21 protein-coding genes are annotated in these 21,341 nt (G+C 73.1%); 7 read left to right on the top strand and 14 right to left on the bottom strand.

The features are described from left to right. Window positions 1-139 precede the first annotated feature (139 nt). The 5 genes from H181DRAFT_RS16500 to otnK form a co-directional block, all read right to left on the bottom strand. Window positions 140-841, bottom strand: a complete 702-nt coding sequence (locus tag H181DRAFT_RS16500; protein ID WP_045865244.1) for a TetR/AcrR family transcriptional regulator — start codon at window positions 839-841, stop codon at window positions 140-142. A gap of 90 nt (window positions 842-931) precedes the next feature. Continuing rightward, window positions 932-2,752 carry a bifunctional sugar phosphate isomerase/epimerase/4-hydroxyphenylpyruvate dioxygenase family protein gene (locus H181DRAFT_RS16495; RefSeq protein ID WP_045865243.1) on the bottom strand — a complete coding sequence of 607 codons (1,821 nt, stop codon included), beginning with the start codon at window positions 2,750-2,752 and terminating at the stop codon, window positions 932-934. A 97-nt stretch (window positions 2,753-2,849) separates the two neighbouring features. Continuing rightward, on the bottom strand, window positions 2,850-3,821 hold the full coding sequence (locus H181DRAFT_RS16490; protein ID WP_045865242.1) for a shikimate dehydrogenase: 972 nt from the start codon (window positions 3,819-3,821) through the stop codon (window positions 2,850-2,852). After that, window positions 3,818-5,125 carry an MFS transporter gene (locus H181DRAFT_RS16485; RefSeq protein WP_045865411.1) on the bottom strand — a complete coding sequence of 436 codons (1,308 nt, stop codon included), beginning with the start codon at window positions 5,123-5,125 and terminating at the stop codon, window positions 3,818-3,820. The genes H181DRAFT_RS16490 and H181DRAFT_RS16485 overlap by 4 nt, the downstream gene beginning before the upstream one ends. A gap of 481 nt (window positions 5,126-5,606) precedes the next feature. Next, window positions 5,607-6,875 carry a 3-oxo-tetronate kinase gene (otnK, locus tag H181DRAFT_RS16480; RefSeq protein WP_368073270.1) on the bottom strand — a complete coding sequence of 423 codons (1,269 nt, stop codon included), beginning with the start codon at window positions 6,873-6,875 and terminating at the stop codon, window positions 5,607-5,609. Between the two features lie 238 nt (window positions 6,876-7,113). Between otnK and H181DRAFT_RS16475 the strand changes: the two genes are divergently transcribed. Further along, the gene (locus H181DRAFT_RS16475; protein ID WP_045865241.1) at window positions 7,114-7,416 is read left to right on the top strand and encodes a hypothetical protein; all 303 of its coding nucleotides are present in this window, start codon (window positions 7,114-7,116) and stop codon (window positions 7,414-7,416) included. A 97-nt stretch (window positions 7,417-7,513) separates the two neighbouring features. On the opposite strand, the gene H181DRAFT_RS16470 is transcribed toward H181DRAFT_RS16475, so the two are convergent. From H181DRAFT_RS16470 to H181DRAFT_RS16450, 5 genes are all read right to left on the bottom strand, one after another. Beyond that, complete coding sequence (locus tag H181DRAFT_RS16470; RefSeq protein WP_045865240.1) at window positions 7,514-8,392, bottom strand: phosphatidylinositol-specific phospholipase C; 879 nt, start codon at window positions 8,390-8,392, stop codon at window positions 7,514-7,516. Window positions 8,393-8,487: 95 nt separating this feature from the next. Continuing rightward, complete coding sequence (locus tag H181DRAFT_RS16465; RefSeq protein WP_254666871.1) at window positions 8,488-8,985, bottom strand: HIT family protein; 498 nt, start codon at window positions 8,983-8,985, stop codon at window positions 8,488-8,490. Beyond that, window positions 8,975-9,880: a GNAT family N-acetyltransferase gene (locus H181DRAFT_RS30230; RefSeq protein WP_074467900.1), complete on the bottom strand. Its 906-nt coding sequence runs from the start codon at window positions 9,878-9,880 to the stop codon at window positions 8,975-8,977. The genes H181DRAFT_RS16465 and H181DRAFT_RS30230 overlap by 11 nt, the downstream gene beginning before the upstream one ends. Then, entirely contained in the window at window positions 9,877-10,563 is a 687-nt protein-coding gene (locus H181DRAFT_RS16455) for a hypothetical protein (protein WP_045865239.1), read from the bottom strand. Before H181DRAFT_RS16455 ends, H181DRAFT_RS30230 begins: the two co-directional genes overlap by 4 nt. Before the next feature lie 71 nt (window positions 10,564-10,634). Then, entirely contained in the window at window positions 10,635-11,444 is an 810-nt protein-coding gene (locus H181DRAFT_RS16450) for an SAM-dependent methyltransferase (protein WP_045865238.1), read from the bottom strand. Between the two features lie 313 nt (window positions 11,445-11,757). Here H181DRAFT_RS16450 and H181DRAFT_RS16445 point away from each other — a divergent pair, with 313 nt between their 5' ends. After that, window positions 11,758-12,780 (top strand): acyltransferase domain-containing protein, encoded by a 1,023-nt coding sequence (locus tag H181DRAFT_RS16445; RefSeq protein WP_074467899.1) that lies wholly within the window; start codon window positions 11,758-11,760, stop codon window positions 12,778-12,780. Here H181DRAFT_RS16445 and H181DRAFT_RS16440 read toward each other — a convergent pair. After that, window positions 12,762-13,238: a GNAT family N-acetyltransferase gene (locus H181DRAFT_RS16440; protein ID WP_045865237.1), complete on the bottom strand. Its 477-nt coding sequence runs from the start codon at window positions 13,236-13,238 to the stop codon at window positions 12,762-12,764. The genes H181DRAFT_RS16445 and H181DRAFT_RS16440 overlap by 19 nt on opposite strands. A 23-nt stretch (window positions 13,239-13,261) precedes the next feature. On the opposite strand from H181DRAFT_RS16440, the gene H181DRAFT_RS16435 reads away from it, so the two are divergent. Beyond that, a complete protein-coding gene (locus H181DRAFT_RS16435) occupies window positions 13,262-14,098 on the top strand; it encodes an exodeoxyribonuclease III (RefSeq protein ID WP_045865406.1) in 837 nt (278 codons plus the stop codon). A gap of 33 nt (window positions 14,099-14,131) precedes the next feature. On the opposite strand, the gene H181DRAFT_RS16430 is transcribed toward H181DRAFT_RS16435, so the two are convergent. After that, window positions 14,132-14,698 (bottom strand): flavoprotein, encoded by a 567-nt coding sequence (locus tag H181DRAFT_RS16430; RefSeq protein ID WP_045865236.1) that lies wholly within the window; start codon window positions 14,696-14,698, stop codon window positions 14,132-14,134. Further along, window positions 14,695-15,879 (bottom strand): helix-turn-helix domain-containing protein, encoded by a 1,185-nt coding sequence (locus H181DRAFT_RS16425; protein WP_045865235.1) that lies wholly within the window; start codon window positions 15,877-15,879, stop codon window positions 14,695-14,697. The genes H181DRAFT_RS16430 and H181DRAFT_RS16425 overlap by 4 nt, the downstream gene beginning before the upstream one ends. Window positions 15,880-16,112: 233 nt before the next feature. Between H181DRAFT_RS16425 and H181DRAFT_RS16420 the strand changes: the two genes are divergently transcribed. Then, window positions 16,113-16,601 (top strand): ATP-binding protein, encoded by a 489-nt coding sequence (locus H181DRAFT_RS16420; RefSeq protein ID WP_254666870.1) that lies wholly within the window; start codon window positions 16,113-16,115, stop codon window positions 16,599-16,601. A gap of 97 nt (window positions 16,602-16,698) precedes the next feature. On the opposite strand, the gene H181DRAFT_RS16415 is transcribed toward H181DRAFT_RS16420, so the two are convergent. Then, entirely contained in the window at window positions 16,699-17,568 is an 870-nt protein-coding gene (locus tag H181DRAFT_RS16415; protein WP_078895777.1) for a MerR family transcriptional regulator, read from the bottom strand. Between the two features lie 215 nt (window positions 17,569-17,783). On the opposite strand from H181DRAFT_RS16415, the gene H181DRAFT_RS16410 reads away from it, so the two are divergent. From H181DRAFT_RS16410 to H181DRAFT_RS16400, 3 genes are read left to right on the top strand one after another with little or no spacing between them, the layout of a single operon-like run. After that, window positions 17,784-19,376: a flavin-containing monooxygenase gene (locus H181DRAFT_RS16410; RefSeq protein WP_045865234.1), complete on the top strand. Its 1,593-nt coding sequence runs from the start codon at window positions 17,784-17,786 to the stop codon at window positions 19,374-19,376. Further along, complete coding sequence (locus tag H181DRAFT_RS16405) at window positions 19,376-20,371, top strand: alpha/beta fold hydrolase (RefSeq protein ID WP_045865233.1); 996 nt, start codon at window positions 19,376-19,378, stop codon at window positions 20,369-20,371. The genes H181DRAFT_RS16410 and H181DRAFT_RS16405 overlap by 1 nt, the downstream gene beginning before the upstream one ends. Then, a complete protein-coding gene (locus H181DRAFT_RS16400; protein WP_045865232.1) occupies window positions 20,368-21,255 on the top strand; it encodes an SDR family oxidoreductase in 888 nt (295 codons plus the stop codon). The genes H181DRAFT_RS16405 and H181DRAFT_RS16400 overlap by 4 nt, the downstream gene beginning before the upstream one ends. Window positions 21,256-21,341 lie beyond the last annotated feature (86 nt).

Raw genomic sequence — 21,341 nt, 5'->3', positions numbered from 1 at the left:
CAGTCTCCGACTTTAGGACGGTCGCCGGGGGCGGGGCCGTCTTTGTCATCAGAGTGAAAACTTCGTGTGCGCTTCGCGGAGACCGTTCCGGGACCGGCGTGCGGACGTCCCGGGGGCGGGGCGCGGCGGAGGGCCGGGCTCAGGCCGAAGGAGGCTTACCCGACGTGAGATAGGCGATGACCATGTCGCCCAGCATCGTCCGGTAGTGCTCGTGCCGGTCCGGGTCCGTGAGGTCGCGGCCGAAGATCGCGCGGAACGTGTGGCGGTTGGCGACGCGGAAGAAGCAGAACGAGCTGATCATCGCGTGGAGGTCCAGGGCGTCCACGTCGGCCGTGAAGACGCCCTCCGCCCTGCCGGCCTCCAGGATCCGCTCGATGACCGTGATCGCGGGCGAGTTGAGGGAGCCGAGCGTCTCGGAAGCGGCGAGGTGCTCCGCCTGGTGGGTGTTCTCGATGCCGACGAGGCGGATGAAGTCCGGGTGGGCCTCGTGGTGGTCGAAGGTCAGCTCGGCCAGGCGCCGGATCGCGGCGACGGGGTCCGAGTGCTCGACGTCCAGCTGCTGCTCCTTGCGGCGGATGACCGCGTAGGCCTCCTCCAGCACCGCGGTGAACAGGCCCTCCTTGCTGCCGAAGTAGTAGTAGATCATCCGCTTCGTGGTCCGGATGCGCGCGGCGATCTCGTCCACCCTCGCCCCCGCGTAGCCCAGCCTCGCGAACTCCCGGGTCGCGACCTCCAGGATCTCCGCACGCGTGCGGGCGGCGTCCCGCGTACGCCTTGCCGGGCGGGAAGGCGCGGAAGGCCGCGGCTGGGAGGGCGAGGGGCCGGAGACGGCGGCGGACATGCTGCTCCTCGGCGGGTTCAGTTCGGCGGTGTGCTCCGCGGGGCCGGCGAGTGCCGGTCACGACAGGCTACGGACTCGCGGGTGCGGACGTCATACGGCGCCGAGCTGGGCGGCGTGCTGGGCGGCGAGCCTGACCGTGGCGTTGCGTGCGCCGTAGCCGTCGTAGCCTCCGGTGCGCTGGACTACTTCGAAGAAGACCCTGCCCACGGTGACCGTGTAGAAGTGGAAGAACTCGCCGCCGCCGTCCCGGTCGTAGAGGATGCCGAACTCCCGCAGCGCGGCGAGCTGTTCGGCGGGCAGTTCGTAGCGGGCGCCGAGGTCGTCGTAGTAGTTCGCCGGGATGGGCAGCACCGGCGTTCCCCGGTCGCGCAGCCGCCGCGCGGTGGCGAGGATGTCGTCCGTGGCCAGGGCGATGTGCTGGCTGCGGGTCGCCTCGCCCTCCGGGCTGGGTGCGACGTTCAGCGCGATGCGCAGCGGAGTGCCGCCGGAACCGGCGACGGCGAGGCTGCGGAAGAGACCGTACGGATCGGCCAGGTCCTGGCTCTCGTCGGACTCGAGGCCCAGGACGCTGCGGTAGAACAGGGCGGCCTCGTCGAAGTGGTGCCAGGGCTGGGGAAGCGCCACGTGGTCGATGGAGCCGAGCCCGGTGCCGCCGCCGTCGTCCGGTGCTCCGGGCGTCCCCGCCGCTCCCGCGGGTGTGAAGTCGTCCGTCCAGCTCGGATGGCCCGCGCTGCCGGTGCGGCAGAAGAACAGCTCCGTCCCGTCGGGCCCCGCGACCGCGTCCAGCGGGGCCTCGTCCTCACCGCGGCGGCGCGGCACCACGGGGGCGAGCAGGGTCTCGGCGCGGCGCACGGAGGCGCCCGGGTCGGCGGACTCCAGTCCCACGGCGGCCAGCGACGGGCCCGAACGCCGGTCCGAGCCGGCGGTGTTGATGAGGACCCTGGCCTCGCCCTGCTCCCACAGCTCCACCGGCTTGCCCCGGTGCCGTCCGGTGCGGGCGAAGCCGAGGGAGCCGAGCAGGGAGATGAGCGGTTCGGAGTCCGCAGCGGTCAGTTCGGCGAAGGCGAAGCCGGACGGCACGACGGGTCCGGGCAGGGCCGCCAGTCCCGCGGACTCCTCCAGGGCGAGCAGCGAACGCATCGCGTCGAGTGCCGTACGCCCCGCGTCGGCCTGCCGGAAGACGTCGTTGAAGACCTCCAGGGAGAGCGGCCCCCGGTAGCCGGCCCGCACCGCGTGCGCCAGCAGCCCGGCGACGTCCAGACCGCCCTGACCGGGGAAGCACCGGTAGTGGCGGCTCCACTGGAGGACGTCCATGGCCATCAGCGGGGCGTCGGCGAGCTGCAGGAAGAAGATCTTCTCGCCGGGGATCTCCTCGATGCCGCGGGGGTCGGACGCGCGGGAGAGGATGTGGAAGCTGTCCAGGCAGGTTCCCAGCGCCGGATGGTCAGCCTCCTCGACCACGCGCCACGCGTGGTCGTACGTGCTGATGTGGCGCCCCCAGGCGAGCGCTTCGTAGGCGATGCGGACGCCGTGCCGCGCGGCCCGTCCGGCGAGCAGGTTCAGCTGCTCCGCGGCGAGTGCGTCGTCGTCGATCGCGTCCGGCGAGACGCTGGAGCACACGAGCATCGTGTCCGCGCCCAGCCGCTCCATCACCTCGAACTTGCGCTCGGCGCGGCGCAGGTTCCGCTCCAGGAGCGCGTCCGGTACGGCCTCGAAGTCGCGGAACGGCTGGTACAGGTCGACGGCGAGACCGAGGTCGGCGGCGCGCGCCCGTACCTCCTCGGGCGTGAGGGGCGAAGCGATCAGGTCGTTCTCGAAGATCTCCACCCCCTCGAAGCCCGCTGCGGCCGCAGCGGTCAGCTTCTCGGAGAGCGATCCGCTCAGCGAGACCGTGGCGATGGACTTGCGCATGGCGTTCTCCTCGGATGCGCCGGTGTTCTCGTACGTCCGGACTCCTCGCGGGCGCCTGCCGGGCGGGGGCACGACCCGGCGGCGGCCGCGAGCCCCGCTACCCCCGCGCCGCCCCGGCGGGGGTGCCGACGAGGTCGGCGAGGTCCTGGAGCATCCGGTCGGTGTGCGGCTCCAGCCCGGTGAACAGCCGGAAGGCGTCCGCCGCCTGGAAGGCGGCCATGGCGCCGCCGTCGAGGGTGCGGCACCCGATGCGGCGGGCCCGGCGCAGGAGTTCGGTCTCCAGCGGCCGGTAGACGACCTCGGCGACCCACAGCCCCGGGTGGAGGAACCCCTCGGGCACCGGCGTCCCCGGATGGGCGGCCATGCCGACGGGAGTGGCGTTCACCAGGCCGTCCGCGTCCGTGAGTTCGGCTTCCAGGGCGTGCCGCCCCGCGGCCGCCACGCGGCCCTCGCCGAAGCGGCCGGCGAGCGAGGCGGCGAGGCGTCCGGCGCGGTCCGTGTCCGTGTCGACGACGACGAGCCTGTCCGCGCCGAGGCCCAGCAGGGCGTGGGAGACGGCGGCTCCCGCGCCGCCCGCTCCGAGCTGGACGACACGGCGGAGGGGGGCGCCGGGCAGTCCCCGGGTGAAGGACTTCCTGAAGCCGGTGACGTCAGTGTTGTGCCCGACGGCCGTGCCCGCGCGGAGGACGACGGTGTTGACGGCCCCCAACTCGGCTGCTTCGGGCGACAGTTCGTCCAGATGCGGGACGACCGACTGCTTGCAGGGGTGGGTGATGTTGAGGCCGTCGAAGCCGACCGTCCGCGCGGCGCGCAGCAGCCGGCCCGCGGCGGGACCGGGCCCGGCCCCGCCCGTGCCGTCGCCGGGGGCGTCACTGGGGACATCGCCCGTGCCGTCGCCGGGGGCCCGCAGCCCCGGCGGCCACGGCGGCGCTTCGAGATCGATGGTGCGGTACAGCAGCCGCAGGCCGTGCCGGTCGGCCTCGCGCTCGTGCAGGGGCGGGCTCAGCGAGGGGCCGATGCCCGAGCCGACGAGGCCGGTCAGGTAGGAGCCGGGGGCGGTCGAGGTCACCTGGCGGCTCCGGACGGACGCCCGGCGGGCCTGCCTGCGTCGTGCTCCGGGGCGGGCCGCTGTTTGAGACCCAGCGCGGCGGTGGGCACGTGGTGCGTCTCGCGGCCCGTCGCGACCGCCAGGGCGCTGATGCCGCAGAACGCCGCGGTGAACGCGGCGACGCCGATCCAGCCGTCCCCGCCCGGGCCGGCGATCTGCTCGGCGAAGCCGACGGCGAACCCCGCGATGGCGAAGCCGAGCTGGGTGCCCACGGCCATGCCGGACAGGCGCACCTGCGCGGTGAACATCTCGCCGTACAGGGAGGGCCAGATGCCGTTCGCGGCGCTGTAGACGACGCCGAAGAAGACGATGCCGGTCAGCAGCACCAGCGGCAGGCTTCCCGTCGAGATCGCCCACAGGTAGACGAAGATCATCACGCCGGAGCCGAGCGCCCCGGTCAGGAAGACCGGCTTGCGGCCGACGCGGTCCGAGAGCTTCGCCCACAGCGGGATCGCCACCAGGGCCACCGCGTTGGCGAGGACTCCGACCCACAGCATGGAGGAGTCCTCCAGCCCGCCGGCGTCGCTGGTCGCGAACGACAGCGCCCACACGGTGAAGATGGTGCTCACCGTCGCGATGAGCGCCGCCGCCACGACGCGCAGCACGTCGGCCCAGTGGTTCCGGACCAGCTCGACGAGCGGCAGCTTCGCGACCTCGTTGTCGGCCGCCACCCGCTGGAAGACCGGCGTCTCCTCCAGCTTGCGGCGGATGACGTACCCGGCGACGGCGACGGCCGCGCTCAGCAGGAACGGGATGCGCCAGCCCCACGTGTAGAGCTGGTCGTCGGGGAGGGCGGCGACCGGGATGAAGACGAGCGTCGCCAGGATCTGGCCGGCCTGCGTGCCGTTCAGCGTGAAGCTGGCGTAGTAGCCGCGCCGGTGCTCCGGGGCGTGTTCGAGCGTCATGGAGTTGGCGCTGGCCTGCTCGCCCGCCGCGGAGAGGCCCTGGAGGATCCGCATCAGCACCAGCAGCACCGGTGCCGTGGTGCCGATCTGCGCGTACGTGGGCAGGGCGCCGATGAGGAACGTCGAGAGGCCCATCAGGATCAGCGTGAGCACCATGATCTTCCGCCTGCCGAGGCGGTCGCCGAAGTGCCCGAGGAACAGCGCGCCGACGGGGCGTGCCGCGTAGGCGACGCCGAAGGTCGCCAGGGAGATCAGCGTCGCGGTGGCGGGGTCGTCCGGGGAGAAGAAGACCTTCGGGAAGACCAGGGCGGCGGCGCTGCCGTAGATGAAGAAGTCGTAGTACTCCAGGGCGCTGCCGATCCAGGCGGCTGCCGCGGCCTTGCGCGGCTTGCCCTGGGGCGCGGCGGACGGGGAGTCCGGGCCGCCGGGGCCGTCGCCTGGTGGTGGTGCGGGTGCGGGGTCGGCCGGATGTGAGGACACGGACTGACTCCTCCGGGACGGTCCCGCGTTCCGCCGGGGGACGCGGGAGGGAGCGGGGATGCGGTGTGCGGGCCGGACGCCGGATGTGGCGTGCGGGACGGCGGCGCTGCCCTCGCGGTTGCTCTTGTGGAGCGTACGGCCGGGCGGCTCGCTCCCGGCTCGGCGGAGCAGTTAACGCACTAGATAGTTAATTAACGTTCCGAGGATGGTGCGCCGGGCTTCCGCCCATGTCAAGAGCTCCCGCACCCCGGCCTGAGGCCGGAGGCGATACGGGCCGCGCGAGCAGGCGGGAGGGGGTCGGACGGGCCGCGAGCGGCATCACGGAGCGCGTCCCGGCATCACGGGCGGTGCCGGGAAGGTCTCACCGGCCGAGCACGTCGAACGCCTTGGTGAAGAAGTCGTCCGTCCCGAAGTTCCCCGACTTCAGCGCGATGTGCACGGGCACGCCGCCCGCGTCCTCGGCGACCGCGTGGCACCACGGCACGCCGGGGTCGATCTGCGCGCCCGTGCGGAGACGGCTGACGCCCAGAGCCCGCACGCAGGCACCGCTCGTCTCGCCGCCCGCCACGACGAGCCGCCCCACGCCGTGCGCGACCAGGCCGCGGACGATCCGGGCGAGCACGTCCTCGATCATGCCCCCGGCGTCCGCGCCCGGCGGCAGCCGGCGCCGCACCTCCCGTACGGACTCCGGGCGGGCGGTCGAGTAGATCAGCACCGGCCCCTCACCGAGGTGGCGTTCCGCCCACTCCAGGGCGGCGCCCGGTACGTCCGCCCCCGCTGCGATCTCCACCGGATCCAGGCCCAGGGCCGGGAGGCCGGCGGCCGTGAAGTGCTCGACCTGCCTGTTCGTCGCCTCGGAGCAGCTTCCGGCGACGACAGCCGCCGCGCCCCCGGGCGCGGGCAGGCGGGCGGCGGCCGTGTCCGGCTCGACGCCCCAGTTGCGGGCGAGCGTGATCCCCAGCCCCGAGCCCCCGGTCACCAGGGGCAGACCGCGCAGGGCCGCTCCGGCGTGCACGAGGTCCTCGTTGCACACGGTGTCCAGCACCGCCAGCCCCACTCCCTCCGAGCGCAGCCGGCCGATCCGCTCCCCGATCGCCGCGGGCCCGGCGGCGACGGAGCCGTGCCCGATCAGCCCCACGGCGCGCCGGCACTGCGCCTGGAGCACGCGGACCAGGTCGGAGTCCGTCATCGGCGTCAGCGGGTGGTGCCGCATGCCGGACTCGTGGAGCAGCCGGTCCCCGACGAACAAGTGGCCCTGGTAGACGGTCCGCCGGTTGTCGGGGAAGGCGGGGGCGGCGACGGTGAAGTCGCAGCCGGTCAGGTCCATCAGCGCTTCCGTCACGGGGCCGATGTTGCCCTCGTCCGTGCTGTCGAAGGTGGAGCAGTACTTGAGGTAGAGCTGTTCCGCTCCGTGCCGCCGGAGCCACGTGGCCGCCGACAGCGACTGCTCGACGGCCTCGCGGGCGGGGATCGTACGGGACTTGAGGGCGACCACCACCGCGTCCGCGTCCGAGGGCGGCGGCCCGCCGGGGACGCCCACGGTCTGCACGGTGCGCAGCCCCGATCTGACGAGGTTGTTGGCGAGGTCCGTGGCGCCTGTGAAGTCGTCGGCGATACAGCCCAGTCTCACGTTCAGCTCTCCCTGCCGGTGGCCGTGCGCACGGGGCCCGCGGACGCCCCGGGTCAGGCTGCCACGGCCGTGCGGCGAGGAGAAGAAGCAGGTCGGAGCTGCTTTCCCCGCGCGGGCTGTTTTGGCCCACGTGCCGCCGAGGAGCACCATGGACGTGCGGGGTCCGCACGGCGCGGAACGTGCGGATCAGCGCGGGAGGACACGTCAGAGGCACGGCTGGGACAGGAGGTCAGGTCCGATGACATTCGTCCAGATCATCGAGTACGAGACGTCCCGTGCGGACGAGTTGGAGGACGCCTTCGACGAGTGGCTGGCCGCCAGCGAGGGCAAGCGGACCGTCTTGCAGGAGCTCCACACACGGGACCGCGAGAAGCCCGGACACTACGTCGACATCGTCGAGTTCCCCTCCTACGAGGCGGCGATGAGGAACAACGAGCTGCCGGAGACGCGGCATGTCGCGGAGCGGATGCGTTCTTTGTGCGACGGTGAGCCGCGGTTCATCAACCTGGAGGTCGCCCGGGAGGACCCGGCGCGCGCCTGACCCCGGCCGGACGTCCGAGACGGTTCGGAGCGGACGGCCGCGCCCCGCCTCGCCGCGCGTCGGCTGAGGCGGTGGGCGCGGCCGCGCCGACGGGCGTTCAGGCGGGCTGACGGGCCAACAAGGCCCCGATGACGTCGTGTTCGCCGGGGTAGTCCATCGGCACGATGCCGAGCCCGGTCCATGAGGCGGCGTCCGGCGACGTGAGCAGGTCGCGCACGCGGGGGTTGAGGCGGTCGGCGTTGGAGCGGGGCGGGAGGAGCGCGGCGGTGCTCACGTAGTTGACGTACAGCTTGCCCGGCTCGGCGGCGGCCTTGCGGAAGTGCGCCTCGACGAGCGGGTACTTGGCTTCCGGCTCGGCCATGTAGTCGTCCTGGATGTCGAAGACGGACCCGTCGCCGTACCGCACTCCGGGCAGGCCGTCCGAGTCGCCGAGCAGCACGACCCGCCCCCGCGCTCCGCCCAACGAGGGCAGCGATGCGTCCAGTTGGAACAGGGAGCGCCAGCCGCGCCCGTCCAGGTAGTCGTCGAAGATGGCGCGGAAGCTCTCCGCGCTCTCCTCCGAGTACTCCTGCTTGACCCTCATCAGGACGGTCTCCGAGGGGTGCGCGGAGAGGAAGTCGCGGCAGGAGCCCAGCACGTCGTCGAAGTTGAGGTGCTGGTAGTAGGGGCCGTGGTGGATCGTGAAGGAGCCCTCGAAGAGGCGGCAGCGCACGTCGAGGAAGCGGATCCCGGCGGTGAGTTGCTCGTCGATGCCGGTGTTCTGGCACTCCGTCCACGGACCGCCGTGGCGGGCACCGGAGTTGTGCGTCCCCGGGATGGTGAGTTCGCGCAGGAGCACGCCGTCGGGGAGCTGCGACATCCACGAATCGGGGGCCGCGGCGGGGGCGGTGGCGGCGGCCGTGCCCGAGGCGGCGGTGGTGAGTACGGCGGTGGCCGACAGCGCGGTCAGCGACTGGAGGAAGTGCCGGCGTCTCATCGTCATGCTCAAGACAAGCACGGATCGCCGCGGCGGCACAGGGTGCCTCCGAAGGACGGAGCGGGCTCCTGCGGCGTGGACGGACACCGCCCGACTCACCGCGCGGCGACCGCCTCGCGCAGCCGCGCGGCGAGTTCCGCCGTCTCCCGCGGCGTCGCCGCCAGTACGCCGTGCTCCGCCATCAGGGCGTGGTACTGCTGCTGCTCGTACGGCACTCCGGGCGGCAACCCCGCGACGTGCCAGTGGAGATGGGCGTTGCCCTGCTGGCTGCCGAGCGACAGCAGATAGGTCCGCTCGGGGGCGAGGACGTCCTCCACGGCGAGGGCGACCCTGCGCACGACCGCCATCAGGCGCAGGTACCGGGCCTCGTCCAGGTCGCGTACGGCGTGCTCCACATGGCGCTTCGGGGCGACGAGGACCTTGCCGGGCAGCGTGGGCCAGCGGTCGAGGAACGCGACGTGCTCGCCGTCCTCGTACACCGTCTCGTGGGCGTATTCGGGGTCGCCCGCGACGAAGGCGCAGACGAAGCAGGGACCGGAACGGGCCCGGGTCTCGTAGGCGCCGAGGTCCACCGGCCGGCGGTCATGGGCCATCCCCGCCTCCCGTTCCCTGTTCCGCCCCGGCGTCCCCCATCCCCCGGAGCCGCGCGCTGATCGCCGCGTCCAGACCGTCCGTGGTGCGAAGGAAGGCGGCTTCGAGGTCGATGCCGTACCGGTGCGCGAGGATGAGCACCGACCAGAGGCAGTCGGCCAGTTCGTGCTCCAGCGCGGCACGGCCGCCGGGCACGTCACGCGCCCCCTCCTCCGCCATGACGAGCTTCGCGAGGTCCCCGACGTCTCCCGTGAAGCCGAGCATGAACTCCTCCGAGGTCCAAGTCCGGCCCCGCGTGCGGAGGTTCAGTTCGTCATAGAGATCGTGGACGCGCAGTGCCCGGTCGCGCAGCTCGTCCAGGTCCACGGTACGGACCTGCCTCTCCCAGCGGATCTCGCCGTCCTGGCGGTGGTCCGTGGGGCTGAGCCCCGCCGCCGCCGCGACGGCCTCCGACGCGGGGTGGCGCGGGTGGACGTGGGCGACGATCCGCGTCACGCGCTGCCCCCGCAGCCAAGTGACCAGGGCACGGGCGGCCTCGGTGGCGATTCCCCGGCCCTGCCAGGGAGTTCCGACCACCCAGGCGATCTCGGCGGTGCGGGTCCCGTCGTCATGGCGGGTGACGGTCGCCTGGACCGTGCCCGTGAGGCGGTTCCCGTCGCGCGCCTCCAGCACCCAGTTGCACCAGAGTTCGGCCGGATCGGGGGACCCCGCCTCCCAGCGCTCGTAGCGGGACCGGAGCGTCCGGACGGACGGAGGCGCGCCGCCGATGAAGGAGTACAGCTCAGGGTCGGAGAGCACCTCCGCCATCTCCGGCGCGTGCGCGGCACGCAGCGGGCGCAGCACCAGCCGCTCGGTGGGGAGGACCGGGACGGCCGGGACCGGCTCCCGCGCCGTCAACCGGACCGCCGTCCGCGCCCGGTGTCCCCGGAGCGCTGTCCGGGACGGACGATCACCTCGCTGCCCAGCGGCGTGAAGCCCGCGGCGAGGAACGCGCGCAGCGACCGGGCGTTCCCCGGGGAGACCGCGGCGAACACCGGCTCCCCGTCGGGCACTTGGGTGAGGACGTCCCGGAGCAGGGAGCGTCCGAGGCCGCGGGGCCGCTCGCCCGGCTCGTGCAGTTCGATGCTCACCTCGCGGCGCCCGGCGAGACCGTCGGACAGCGTGACGAGGCCGCGCTCGTCGCCGAACGTCCGTACGCGGCTGCGCAGTTCACGCGCGTACCGGACGCGCGGGTGCCCGTGCAGATCAGGGCGTTCGGGCAGCGTTGCCGCGGCCGCTGCCCCCGAGCCGCCGGTGCCGCGGGCCGCCAGGGTGACGTCGATGACGCCGATCCAGCCCTCCCGCCCTGCCATGGCGCGCAGCAGCTCCGGAGCGAGACCGGCGCCGTAACCGTCGGGAGCCATGCGGCGGACCTCGTCGCCGGGGAGCGCGGTCGCGATCACGGCGTGCCCGGTGAAGGCCACCGAGCACTCCAGTCCGCCGGGGAGCGGGCCGAGCAGGGTCACGCCGCCGTCCGCCGGCGGGAAACGCCCCCCGGCGGCGTCGAGGAGGAGCCGCAGCAGCGGATGCGGACCGCTCACGTACGGGGGGCCCGCGGCTTCCCCGCCCCGCTCCCGCCCCGGCAGCGTGCCGGACCCGCCCCCGCGTGGCGTCACGGCTTGCGTGCGATGCCGCAGAGAGCGTCCACGCTGGCCGGGCCGCCGTCCGGTTCGGCCAGCTCGGGCCGCCAGTCGGTCGTGGGCACCACTCCGGGCTCCAGCAGCTCCAGCCCGTCGAAGAAGCGGGCGATGCGCTCCCGGCTGCGCAGGTGGTACTCGCTGGCGGAGTTGTCGTTGTAGGCGGCGATGGCCTCGTTGAGCGCCTTGTCGGTGTCGGTGCCGTCGCTCAGCGCGAGGTGGCTGCCGGGCGGCAGGCGGTCCATGAGGCGGGCCACGATCGACCAGGGGTCGTCGGAGTCGGGCAGCTGCCCCATCGTGCCGAGCAGGGTGAGGGCGATCGGCCGGCTGAAGTCGAGGGTGCGGGCCGCTCCTTCGAGGATCGACTCCGGGTCGCGGACGTCGGCGTCGATGTAGTCGCAGGAGCCTGCACTGCTGCTGGTGAGCAGCGCGTTGGCGTGTACGAGCACGAGCGGGTCGTTGTCCACGTAGACGACCCTGCACTCCGGCGCGACCCGCTGCGCCACCTCGTGCGTGTTGTCGACCGTGGGCAGCCCCGTCCCCACGTCCAGGAACTGGCGGATACCCGCCTCACCGGCCAGGTAGCGGACCGCACGGGCGAGGAAGTACCGCTGGAGGCGGGCGATCCGGGCGATGTCGGGGAACGTGTCGAGGATCATGTCCCCGGCCATGCGGTCGGCGCTGTAGTTGTCCCGGCCGCCGAGCAGGTAGTTCCACACACGTGCCGAATGGGGCCTGTCCGCCTTGAGCTTCTCGGCCAGCCGCGGGTCCTCGGGGGTATCCATGGGGTCAGCTTCACACGGCGGCGGCCGGGGCGTGGGCGGTTTCGGCAGCGGCAGGGCGAATCGTCCGGTCCGGCCCGCCGGCGTGTGCCGGTACGCCGGTACGCCGGTGCGTCCCTTGCGTCTGCTCGCGGACGCGCCCGTACGCCGCAGGCGATACGGCCGTTGTACGCCCGTCCTGTCCGCGGCGTCCCTCGCTCGGGTGATTGCCGGGAGGGCCGCCGGTGGGATTCGCCGTGCTGAGGGGGGAGTTCGGCGCGGCGGTGGCGCGGACCCGGGTGGCGCGGCGGGTGCGGTGCGCGCGAGGCTGACCCCCATGAGCATCGCCTTCCTCTTCCCCGGCCGGGGTTCGCAGCGACCCGGCATGCTGCACCGGCTGCCCGACACGGCGGCGTCCGCGACCGTGCTGGCCGAGGCGGACTGGGCGCTGCGGCGGCTCGCGTCCAAGGCGGGATCGGACGCGGCGGGTGCGGGCCTCCCTGCCCGCGCCGCCGGCAGGGAGGCCGCCGGCAGGGAGTATGCGGACGGCATCGCGGAGCTGGACACGGCGGAGGCGCTGGAGAAGTCGCCGGTGGCCTGTCACGTCGCGCTGCTGGTCGCGGGTGTGGCGGGCGCGCGGGCCATGGCGGAGGACGAGGGGGTGGTGCCCGCGCTCGTCGCCGGCGAGGACGTCGGGGCCTATGCGGCAGCCGTGATCGCGGAGGTGCTGACCCTGGAGGAGGCGCTGAGGGCGGTGCGGCTGCGCGGCGAGCTGCTGGAGCGGGCCGACGAGCCGGAGGGCGACGTCGCGATCCGCCTCGCGCAGCATCTGGCGACCGTCAAGCGGCGGCCGCAGAAGGTGCCTTACGTCAGCGGCGTGCACGGACGCAGCCTGCGGGGCGACACGAACGCCGTGTTCGACGAACTGGCCCGGTCCGTGGCGCGTCCCGTGCAGTGGGAGAAGGCCGCCGAGGCGCTGGCGGGCGAAGGGGCGGTCTGCTGCGTGGAGTTGCCGCCCGGACGTGCTCTGACGAGCCGGACGGCGGCGGCCGTGCCCGGCATGCGGGCCGTGTCGGTCGAGGAGCACGGCCTGGCGGACGCCGCGGAGTCGGCCCGGTCGGCGAGCCCCGGCGCGTCCGCGGGCGACCGGGCCGGCGGGGGCGGTGGGAACGGAGCCGGTGGGAACGGAGCCGGCGCCGCAGCGGACAGAGGGGGCGCCGGGGACGCAGGGGGTGCCGCGGACGTACACGGGGAGCGCTCCGCGGACCGCGCGGGCGGCGGCGAGGATCCGTGGGGCGGGGGCCCGTCCGGTGAGGGCCGCGGCGAGGATCCGTGGGGCGGCTACAAGGGCTTGGCGTAGCAGCGGCTCTGCGGCTCGAACCGGTAGACGCCGAACTTCTCCGCGGCCTCGTACCCGGAGGACGTGTACAACGCGATCGCCTCGGGCTGCGCGGTGCCCGTCTCCAGGACCATGCGCGTCCGTCCGGCCGCGCGCGCGTCGTCCTCCAGCATCGCCAGGATCCGCCGGGCCAGCCCGCGTCCCCGCGCCTCCGGCACGACGTACATGCGCTTGATCTCGGCGTCCCCGTCCGAGTACCCCTCCGCGTTGCGGTCCTGTGCGCGCCACGCGCCCGAGGCCACGGGGCGCTCCTCCCCGTCGTAGGCGAGCAGGTAGAGCCCGTGCGGGGGCTCGAACATCGACGGGTCGAGCGGCGTCACGTCGCCCCCGTCGCCGTAGCGCACGGAGTACTCCTGCTGCACGGCGTCGTTGAGCTTCATCGCGTCGGGATGGTCGTAACGCGCACGGACGATTCGCATGTCCGCATCGTATGGTGGCCCGGATGCTGAAGGTGACGACGGTCAACGTGAACGGGCTGCGCGCGGCGGCGAAGAAGGGCTACCGGGAGTGGCTGGCCGCCACCGAGGCTGACGTCGTCTGCCTCCAGGAGGTGCGGGCGGAGCCGCATCAGCTTCCCGACGACGTACGGGCCCCCGAGGGCTGGCACACCGTCTTCGCGCCGTCCGCCGACAAGGGGCGTTCCGGGGTCGCCCTGCTGACGCGCCGCGCGCCGGAGCGGGTCCGAATCGGCTTCGGGGCGGCGGAGTTCGAGGACTCGGGCCGGTACGCGGAGGTCGACCTGCCCGGCGTGACCGTGGCCAGCCTGTACCTGCCCTCCGGGGACGTCGGCACGGAGCGGCAGGCGCAGAAGGAGCGCTTCATGTCCGCGTTCCTGCCCTATCTGCGCGAGCTGCGGGAGAGTTCGGAGGCCGGCGGACGGGAGGTACTGGTGTGCGGGGACTGGAACATCGCCCACCAGGAGGCGGACCTGAAGAACTGGCGCGCCAACCGCCGCTCCTCGGGGTTCCTGCCGGAGGAGCGGGAGTGGCTCTCCCGGGTCTTCGACCCCTCGGACGGCGGCTACGCGGACGTCGTACGGGAGCTGCACCCGGAGGCCGCCGGACCGTACTCGTGGTGGTCCTACCGGGGCCGGGCCTTCGACAACGACTCGGGCTGGCGCATCGACTACGCGGTGGCCACGCCCGGACTGGCCGGGCGGGCCGTCAAGGCGGTGGTCGAACGCGCCGCGAGCCACGACCAGCGCTGGAGCGACCACGCGCCGGTCACCGTGGACTTCGACGCCCGGCCGATCCCGGCGCCCCCGGGCCACGCCGGGTGAGTGCCGTGGGCCATGCGGGCCCTGCGGTGGAAGCTATTGCCGGTCCCCGCGTACGTGAGGTGTTCCAAGGCTGAGGCGGAGTGCGGCCAGTGCCAGGTGCCAGGGGAACGCGACGCTGTTCCCTTGCTTGGGCGGGTGGGGTTCGCCCGGCCCGAAGAGCACGTTCACGCCTTGCTGCCGTAGTGTCTCCACCGCCCGCCCGACCGCAGGTTGCGCGCCGAGCGCTGTCGACCAGAACGGCATCGCCACGACCGGGACTCCGAGGTGGACGGCCTCAGCGGGGATTCCGAGCGCCACCGTGTCCGTGATGCCTGCCGCCCACTTGCACGCGGATGTCGTCGTCAGCGGTGCCACCAGCATCGCGTCGGCTTTCGGGAGCCCGCCCGACTCTCCGGGCATGGTGTAGCGGGAGCGCACCGGGTACCTGGTCAACTCCTCAAGTTCGGCGGTGCGTTGTGCTTGCGCCCACCAACTCGCAGCCGTGGGCGACAGGATGAGGCACACGTCCCAGCCCGCGTCCTGCGCCGCGCGTACGCCCGCATCGACGTGCTGGGCGGGACCGGCGGCGGTCGCGATGAGATAGAGCACGTGCGCTGTCACGCCGAGAGTCCACAGCGCCGTGCCAGACCGGCCAACTCCGGGCCGGGCGAGGGAACGAGCTCGACAAGCTCATCGACGAGCTGCGCCACACTGGGCCGTCGCACCTCTTCCGGTGCGAGCCTCTCGGCCTCCAGCAGATCCCGGACGGCTGCCTCACGGCTGCGCGTCAGAGCACGGGCACGGGCGGTGCTGACCAGGTGCCGAGCCTGCCGCTCCCGGCCCAAAGCTCCGACTGCCTGCGGCGGGATGTTCTGCGCGGCCTCGACCGCCGACCACGCGTCATCGAGACGCAGCAGCACGTCGACTTCGTGCAGGGCGACGTTCGTGGCGCCGAAACTGGTGTAATCCGCGCCGTGCGGGCCTTGCCGCTCGGCGATCTCACCGGCCTGGGCGAGTAGTTGTGTCGCGTCGGCGACGGTCGCGGGGGAGCGGTCGTGGCCGCTGACGCCGACTGCGGCGACCAGGTACAGCATGCCGAGTGTGGACAGGCCCGCAACACCGGCTTGTTCAAGGGCGGGGCGAAGAGTGGTGGCAGTCGCCTTGGCGTACTCCGAGGCGGCAGCAGGCCGCTGCTGGTGGATGAGGCCGCGGGCAACGCGGCGTGCGGCAGCGCCGATGGCGACGGGGTTCCCCGAGGCGCTGGCAGCGGCGAGTGCCCGGTCTGCCGCGAGCACCGCCGGAACTCGGGTGAGCGCACCGTACTTGAACAGCAAGCTTGCTGTGAGCTGGTAGGCGCGGGACAGCAGCAGTCCGGCCTCCCCACTGCCGGTCGCCGTGGCGTGGGCATCGGCGATGACGTCGGGCAAGTCGCGTGCCGCGGCAGCGTAGTGCGTGCTGGCCCATGCCCGGCAGCAGTAGTCGACTCTGCGTTGGAGCTCCCGCACCGTCACGGCGTTGCCGGAAGCCGGGGAGTGGAGGGAATCGGCCAGCGCGGCGACGCTGGGCGGGAGCGCAGTTGCGGGGCGTGTGGTGGAGGCGCCGGTCACGAGTCGCTCCAGGGGGACGCGGAGAGATTCGGCCGCCCGTGCGAGCACGGACAGCCGTGGATCGGACTGCCGCTGCCCGCCTTCCAGGTCCTGCACCCAGCGACGCGACTGGCCCATGAGCCGACCGAAGTCGGACTGCGTCAGCCCGCGGAGTTCGCGCCAGTAGGCGATGCGGCGACCGACGCCAGTGTCCATCCCAACTCCCCTGCCGATGCACGCACTTTGCGTGCTCACGTCCGTTGTACCTCGCCCTAAGGTGCTCGGCAAATACGGAACGTGACGAAGGAGTGACTGTGCGACCGACCCGGTCGATCTTGATGCCGCGCTTTCGAATGGTGAACGCGGACCTCGAATGCCCCCTGAACTGCGGGGCGGAGGCCCGCAGTTCAGGCAACGGTCATCCCTGCACTGAGAGCTGAAAGGCAGCCATGACTCTGCCCGTACCCGGTGGGCCCTCGAACGTGGCCGGCGCGGCGTCCTCGCAGGCGCCACCGCGCTTCGCCATGCGGTTTCGCTCCACGCCGCGCGGAGCCCGTCTCGCGCGGCGGCTGGTCGCCAAGCGGCTGGAGCAGTGGCACTATCCACCCGGCACCGACGCGCATCAGTCCATGGTCTCCATCGCCGCGGAGTTGTGCGCCAACGCCGTACGCCACGGCCACGTGCCCGGACGCGACTTCCGTCTGTGCCTCACGGTGTCGTCGACGACTCTGCGTGTCGAGGTCACCGACACCCGAGGCGAACGGCGTCCCAAGCCGCGCTCCAGCGCCTGCGATGCCGAGAACGGACGCGGCCTGCTCATCGTCAGCATGCTCGCCGACCGCTGGGCGGTGCTCGCCCACCCGCCCTCTCAGCCCGGCAAGACCGTCTGGGCGGAAGTCGACGCCCGGCCCGTGACTCCCGCCCCTGGAGCGGGCTGACGAAGGAGCGGAGGCGCCGCTCCCGACTTCCGGCCGGACATCCGCCGGTGCGCCCGCCGGTACGTCCGGCTCCCCGTCCGGCCGTTCGCCCGGGCGCTCAGTCCCGCCGGTCCGCTTCGCCGTCTTCCGCGGCGGGCGCTGGCGAAGGCCCGGGCGGGGGCGGGGACGCGTCGCCGCCCCCGATCCACTGCTCGACCTCCGCTCGTACCTGCCGGTCCAGCGCGAGCCCCAACTCGGCCTCCACGACCTGCTTCGCGAGCGGACGCAGCTGGGTCAGCAGCTCGCCGAGGCGGTCGGCGTCGAGGCCTTCGGGGGTCGCGGCCTGCTCCTTCGGCAGCAGATGGGTGCGGAAGAGCTCGGTGAAGACGTCGGCGATCGCCTCGGCCTGCGTGCGCAGCTCTCGTCCGGCGGCCAGTACCGCGGCGAGCGGGATGCCCTTCCCGACCAGCGCGGACGACGCGTCCAGGAGGCGCCGGCTGGTGTGCACGAACTCGTCGCCGTCGACGGCGATGTAGCCGATGTCCAGTGAGGCCGCCAGATTCTCGACGCTGACCTCGCCCTGGAAGTAGTCGGCCAGTTCCTCTGGGGTGAGTCGGATCGGCGTCTCCTCGGCGAACAGCGAGGTGAGCATCGAGCTTTCCAGGCCGAGCAGTTCGGCTGTGCCGTGCGAGTCCCGTCCGCTCTCGAACGCGCCCAGCAGATCGGCGATGCCGCCGAGGGTGTGACCTCGGGCCAGGAGCCCGGAGATGGTGCGCAGGCGGGCCAGGTGGTGCTCGTCGTACCAGGCGATGCGGCCCTCGCGGCGGGGCGGCGGCAGAAGCTTGCGTTCGCGGTAGAAGCGCAGGGTGCGGGTGGTGATGCCCGCGAGTTCGGCCAGCTCGGCGGTGCGGTATTCGCGGGGGCCGCCGTCGTGGTCGTCCGTGCCGCCCGGGCCCGTGGTGTCTGCTCGCCTTCTGTCGTCGGTCACGGTCGCAGCTTAACCAGCGGCTCAACCAGCGGAGACGACGGTGCGGGGGACGGGCTCCGGGGTCCGGGCCCGCCGGCGGCGGCAGGTGCAACCGGCGGTAACTTTCCTCGCGCGACCCCTACCCATCGGTAAGCCTCTGCTCTACGCTCCAACTGTGCCAGTGATTACTGGCACGTTGAGGAGCCGGCAGCAGTAGACCCCCGGGAGGCGACGCCATGGCGGCCGAGCGCGAACACGAGCATGTACGGGTGGCGGTGATCGGATCCGGCTTCGGCGGCCTCGGGGCGGCAGTCCGGCTGCGCCGCGCCGGAGTGACGGACTTCGTCGTCCTCGAGCGCCGGGAAGCGGTGGGCGGAACCTGGCACGACAACACGTACCCAGGATGCGCGTGCGACGTGCCGTCGCACCTGTACTCCTTCTCCTTCGCCCCCAACCCCGACTGGCCGCGCAACTTCTCCGGCCAGGAGCACATCCGCGACTACCTGGAGGGCGTCGCCGACAACTTCGGGCTGCGGCAGCACATCCGCTTCAACTCCGAGGTCGAGCTGATGAGCTGGGACCCGGACGAGCTGCGCTGGACGATCACCACGGGCCGGGGACACCAGTACACGGCCGACTTCGTCGTCAACGCGACCGGGCCGCTGTCCGACGCCAAGATCCCCGACATCCCCGGCATCGAGGGGTTCCGCGGCAAGGTCTTCCACACCGCGCAGTGGGACCACGACTACGACCTGCGAGGCAAGCGCGTCGCCGTCATCGGCACCGGGGCCTCCGCGATCCAGGTCGTACCGGCCATCCAGCCCGAGGTGGAGCGGCTCACCCTCTTCCAGCGCACCCCGGCATGGGTGATGCCCAGGGCGGACCGCAAGATCAGCAAACTGGAGCGCCAACTGCACGGCAAGGTGCCCGCGACGCGCTATCTGCGGCGCCAACTGCTGTGGGCCGTCAGGGAGTTGCAGGTCTCCGCGTTCGCCAAGCACCCGAACGTCCTGGGCCTCATCGAGTCGCTGGCCACCGCGCACATGAAGCGCGCCGTGAAGGACGGGGACCTGCGGCGCAAGCTGACCCCGGACTACCGCATCGGATGCAAGCGCATCCTGCTCTCCAACAGCTACTACCCGGCGCTGGCCAGGCCCAACGTGGACCTGGTCGCCTCGGGGCTGGCCGAGGTGCGCGGCAGCACACTGGTGGCGGCGGACGGCACGGAGGCCGAGGTCGACGCCGTGGTCTTCGGCACCGGCTTCCACGTCACCGACATGCCGATCGCGCACCGCGTGAAAGGTGCCCGCGGGACGACGCTCGCCGAGGAGTGGGCCGGGGGCATGGAGGCGCTGCGCGGCTGCTCGGCCAGCGGCTTCCCCAACTTCATGACCGTCATCGGGCCCAACACGGGCCTCGGCAACAGCTCGATGATCCTCATCATCGAGGCGCAGCTGAACTACATGGTCGACTACGTGCGGAAGCTGGAGGCCCTCGGCGGCGAGTCCGGCAGGGTCGCCCTCGACGCACGCCCCGAGGCCGTCGAGGCGTGGAACGCCCACGTCCAGGACCGCATGCGCCGCAGCGTCTGGAACACGGGCTGCGACAGCTGGTACCTGGACGCCAACGGGCGCAACACGACGGTCTGGCCGGGGACGACGTCCGAGTTCCGCAACGTCACCAGGGAGCTGCGGCTGGAGGAGTACGAGGTGCTGCGGCAGGCGCCGCCCGGCTCGGGCGGTACGGGCGGAACGTCGAGGAGGAGCGTCGCCGTCCCGGACGGACGCGGCGCCGCGACAGCCGCGTTCCACGCGGCGGAGGAGGGCTGATGGCACGTCTCACGGCATCGCTGGGCAGGGAGCGCGGACCGTACGATCCGCCGCCCGCGGCACGGGAGTTGACGGCGACGTCCGCCGACGGCGCCCGCCTCCACGTGGAGGTGCACGGGCGCGACGAGGACCCGGCCGTCGTCCTCGTCCACGGCTGGACGTGCAAGACGGACTTCTGGGCGCCCGTCATACGGGAGCTGACGTCCACGGGGCACCGCGTCGTCGCGTACGACCAGCGCGGGCACGGCCGTTCACCCGCGGCCGACACCCGGGCCTACAGCCCCGAGGTGCTCGCCGACGACCTGTGCGCCGTACTGGACGCGGCGCTCGCCCCCGGTGAACGGGCCGTGCTCGGCGGCCACTCCATGGGCGCGATGACGCTCATCGCGGCGGCCGACCGCCCGCAGCTCGCACAGTGCGCCGCGGCCCTGGTCCTGTGCAGCACCGGCGCGCACCGGCTGCTGGCCGAGGCGCGGGTGCTCCCCTTCCGCTCCGAGAGCGCCCGCATTCGCGCGCAGCGGTTGCTCCTCCTCTCGAAACTGCCGCTGGGGCCCGTCACCCCGCTCTCCAGGAAGGCCCTGAAGTACGGAACGCTGGGCCCCGACGCGACAGCCGAGCAGGTCGCCGTGGTCGCGCGTATCGTGCACGCCTGCCCGCCGCGGGTGCGGGGCGCCTGGGGCTCCGTCCTCGCCGGACTGGACATCCAGGAGAGGGCCTCCCGGCTGCGGTGCCCCACCGCCGTCATCACCGGGACCCACGACAGGCTCACGCCCCCGGACCTCTCCCGCGACATCGCCGACGCGCTGCCGCAGTGCACGGGCCTGCACCTGCTGCCGCGTCTGGGGCACATGACGCCGCTGGAGAGCCCCCGCGAAGTCACCGGCGTACTGCGGGAGTCGGTGCGGGAGCACCTCGCCGGGGAAGCGGGGAAGGTGCCCGGCGCCCGGAGCGCCGGGCAGGAGTCCCCCGCGGCGACGAAGGAGGAGACCCAGTGAGCCGTCGGAGTCTGAACGGACAGGTCGCGGTGGTCACCGGCGCCGCCCGCGGTGTCGGCGAACTGCTCGCCCGCAAGCTCTCCGCGCGGGGCGCGAAGGTCGCGCTGGTCGGGCTGGAGCCGGACGAGTTGAAGCGGGTCGCCGGCTCCCTGCGCACCGAGTGCGAGTACTGGCACGCCGACGTCACGGACCACGAGGCGATGGCACGGGTCGCCGCGGAGGTCGGGGAGCACTTCGGCGGTGTCGACATCGTGGTCGCGAACGCCGGGGTCGCGACCGGCGGCCCCCTGGCCGACTCCGACCCGGAGTCCTGGCGCCGCGTCATCGAGGTGAACCTCATCGGCGGTGCCGTGACGGCTCGCGCCTTCCTGCCCCGGCTCGTCGCGTCCCGCGGCTACTTCCTGCAGATAGCCTCGCTCGCCGCGATCACCCCCGCCCCGATGATGAGCGCCTACTGCGCGTCGAAGTCGGGAGTGGAGGCCTTCGCGCACTGCCTGCGCGCCGAAGTGGGGCACAAGGGCGTACGGGTGGGCGTCGGCTACCTCTCCTGGACGGACACCGACATGGTCCGCGGCGCCGACCAGGACGACGTCATGCGGGATCTGCGCAAGCGGCTTCCGTGGCCCGCGAACCGGACCTACCCGCTCGGCCCGGCCGTCGACCGCGTCGTCGCCGGGATCGAACGCCGGTCGCACCACGTGTACGCGCAGTGGTGGCTGCGCGGCATGCAGAGCGTCCGCGGGTACGTGCCCGGCGTCATCGGCCTGGTCGGGCCGCGGGAGATGCGCCGCTTCGAGCCGCGGCTCTCGGCGGAGGGCACGCACCGGGGGCTCGTGGGCGCGGGAGGCGCGGCGGACGAGAGCGAGCGCGCCGACAGGAGCTGACGCCGCGCGGGCGCGCCCCGGCATCCGGGCGCGCCCGTACGGCAGGCCCGCGCCGTGTACCGTGCCGGGGCGCTCCCGGGCGGGCG

This window comes from Streptomyces sp. WMMB 714 (genome assembly GCF_900090125.1).
Taxonomy (GTDB): domain Bacteria; phylum Actinomycetota; class Actinomycetes; order Streptomycetales; family Streptomycetaceae; genus Streptomyces; species Streptomyces daqingensis.
The sequence above is the reverse complement of the archived record's forward strand: the minus strand, read 5'-3'. Positions and strand labels throughout refer to the sequence as shown.

Excerpts from the sequence above, each read along its gene's own strand:
- H181DRAFT_RS16500 (WP_045865244.1), bottom strand. The coding sequence starts at position 841 with ATGTCCGCCGCCGTCTCCGGCCCCTCGCCCTCCCAGCCGCGGCCTTCC.
- H181DRAFT_RS16495 (WP_045865243.1), bottom strand. The coding sequence starts at position 2,752 with ATGCGCAAGTCCATCGCCACGGTCTCGCTGAGCGGATCGCTCTCCGAG.
- H181DRAFT_RS16475 (WP_045865241.1), top strand. The coding sequence starts at position 7,114 with ATGACATTCGTCCAGATCATCGAGTACGAGACGTCCCGTGCGGACGAG.
- H181DRAFT_RS16470 (WP_045865240.1), bottom strand. The coding sequence starts at position 8,392 with ATGAGACGCCGGCACTTCCTCCAGTCGCTGACCGCGCTGTCGGCCACC.
- H181DRAFT_RS16465 (WP_254666871.1), bottom strand. The coding sequence starts at position 8,985 with ATGGCCCATGACCGCCGGCCGGTGGACCTCGGCGCCTACGAGACCCGG.
- H181DRAFT_RS16450 (WP_045865238.1), bottom strand. The coding sequence starts at position 11,444 with ATGGATACCCCCGAGGACCCGCGGCTGGCCGAGAAGCTCAAGGCGGAC.
- H181DRAFT_RS16445 (WP_074467899.1), top strand. The coding sequence starts at position 11,758 with ATGAGCATCGCCTTCCTCTTCCCCGGCCGGGGTTCGCAGCGACCCGGC.
- H181DRAFT_RS16440 (WP_045865237.1), bottom strand. The coding sequence starts at position 13,238 with ATGCGAATCGTCCGTGCGCGTTACGACCATCCCGACGCGATGAAGCTC.
- H181DRAFT_RS16435 (WP_045865406.1), top strand. The coding sequence starts at position 13,262 with ATGCTGAAGGTGACGACGGTCAACGTGAACGGGCTGCGCGCGGCGGCG.
- H181DRAFT_RS16425 (WP_045865235.1), bottom strand. The coding sequence starts at position 15,879 with ATGGACACTGGCGTCGGTCGCCGCATCGCCTACTGGCGCGAACTCCGC.
- H181DRAFT_RS16420 (WP_254666870.1), top strand. The coding sequence starts at position 16,113 with ATGACTCTGCCCGTACCCGGTGGGCCCTCGAACGTGGCCGGCGCGGCG.
- H181DRAFT_RS16410 (WP_045865234.1), top strand. The coding sequence starts at position 17,784 with ATGGCGGCCGAGCGCGAACACGAGCATGTACGGGTGGCGGTGATCGGA.
- H181DRAFT_RS16405 (WP_045865233.1), top strand. The coding sequence starts at position 19,376 with ATGGCACGTCTCACGGCATCGCTGGGCAGGGAGCGCGGACCGTACGAT.